This window comes from Collinsella sp. AM16-21 (assembly GCF_003471905.1).
Taxonomy (GTDB): Bacteria; Actinomycetota; Coriobacteriia; order Coriobacteriales; family Coriobacteriaceae; genus Collinsella.
The window spans coordinates 1-1,791 of sequence record NZ_QRKJ01000035.1; the positions used below are offsets into that span (position 1 = coordinate 1).

General features: G+C 64.2%; 1 rRNA gene. It reads left to right on the forward strand.

Going from position 1 to position 1,791, the window contains the following annotated elements:
• Positions 1 to 1,768, forward strand: a 23S ribosomal RNA gene (locus DW180_RS10060); the annotation flags it as partial.
• Positions 1,769 to 1,791: the final 23 nt, after the last annotated feature.

Genomic DNA, 1,791 nt, shown 5'->3' on the forward strand with positions numbered 1-1,791 from the left:
CGACAATACACGGGGCTAAGCTGGACACCGAAGCGGCGGGATTTTATCTATATAGAATCGGTAGGGGAGCTTCCCATGGGCGGGGAAGCCGCCGGGCGACCGGCGGTGGAGCGCATGGGAGTGAGAATGCTGGCATGAGTAGCGAGAGACGAGAGAGTAACTCGTCCGCCGTGAACCCGAGGTTTCCTGGGCAAGGCTAATCCTCCCAGGGTCAGTCGGGGGCTAAGGCGAGGCCGGAAGGCGTAGCCGACGCGCAGCAGGCAGACATTCCTGCACCGCGCACGCGGCGCTACGACCGACGGGGCGACGGATGGGGGTGGCTCGGCGGGGTTCTGGACGTCCCCGTGATGGAGCGCGGCCCGCGGACCAGGGAAATCCGGTCCGCAGGAGGGCGAGGCTCCGGACGAAGCACTTAAGCGAAGCGAGTGAGCCCGAGGTCCCTAGAAAAACCCCTAGGCAGGCGCGTGCGCGCCCGTACCGCAAACCGACACAGGTGGGTGGGTAGAACATACCGAGGCGATCGGGTCAACCATGGTCAAGGAACTCGGCACAATGGCCCCGTAACTTCGGGAGAAGGGGTGCCCGCGCGTACGTGAACGGACTTGCTCCGGGAGCGGAGGCGGGCCGCAGTGGAGAGGCCCAAGCGACTGTTTACCAAAAACACAGGACTCTGCAGAAGCCGCAAGGCGACGTATAGGGTCTGACGCCTGCCCGGTGCCGGAAGGTCACGCGGAGGAGTTAGCGCATCGCGCGAAGCCCCGAAGCCAAGCCCCGGTAAACGGCGGCCGTAACTATAACGGTCCTAAGGTAGCGAAATTCCTTGTCGGGTAAGTTCCGACCTGCACGAAAGGCGCAACGACTTGGGCGCTGTCTCGACCATGGACCCGGTGAAATTGCACTGGTCGTGAAGATGCGACTTACCCGCGGAAGGACGGAAAGACCCCGTGAACCTTCACTGCAGCTTGGCATTGGCCGCTGGTCCCGCGTGTAGAGGATAGGCAGGAGGCATCGATCCGGAGGCGCCAGCCCCCGGGGAGCCGCCCTTGGAATACTGCCCTCGCGCGACCGGCGTCCTAACCCGAGGCCGTCAACCGGCTCGGGGACCGTGCCAGGCGGGCAGTTTGACTGGGGCGGTCGCCTCCTAAAGGGTAACGGAGGCGCGCGAAGGTCCGCTCGGGACGGTCGGCAACCGTCCTTTTGAATGCAAGAGTACAAGCGGGCTTGACTGCGAGGCCCACAAGCCGAGCAGGTGCGAAAGCAGGCTCTAGTGATCCGGCGGCCCCGAGTGGGTGGGCCGTCGCTCAACGGATAAAAGGTACTCCGGGGATAACAGGCTGATCTTGCCCAAGAGTCCACATCGACGGCAAGGTTTGGCACCTCGATGTCGGCTCATCGCATCCTGGGGCTGGAGCAGGTCCCAAGGGTACGGCTGTTCGCCGTTTAAAGCGGTACGCGAGCTGGGTTCAGAACGTCGTGAGACAGTTCGGTCCCTATCCTCCGTGGGCGCAGGAGAATCGATGGAGGCTGCCCCCAGTACGAGAGGACCGGGGTGGACGCACCTCCGGTGAACCGGTTGTCGACCAACGGCACGGCCGGGTAGCCGCGTGCGGCGCGGATAACCGCTGAAGGCATCTAAGCGGGAAGCCGTTCCAGGGATTAGTTCTCCTTCCGGTAAGGGCCCAGGTAGACTACCTGGTCGATAGACGGCAGGTGCAAGGCTGGCGACAGCCTCAGCCGAGCCGCACTAATCGCCCGAGCTCTTCCGGAACCGCACCTCGCGGCCCGCGGGAC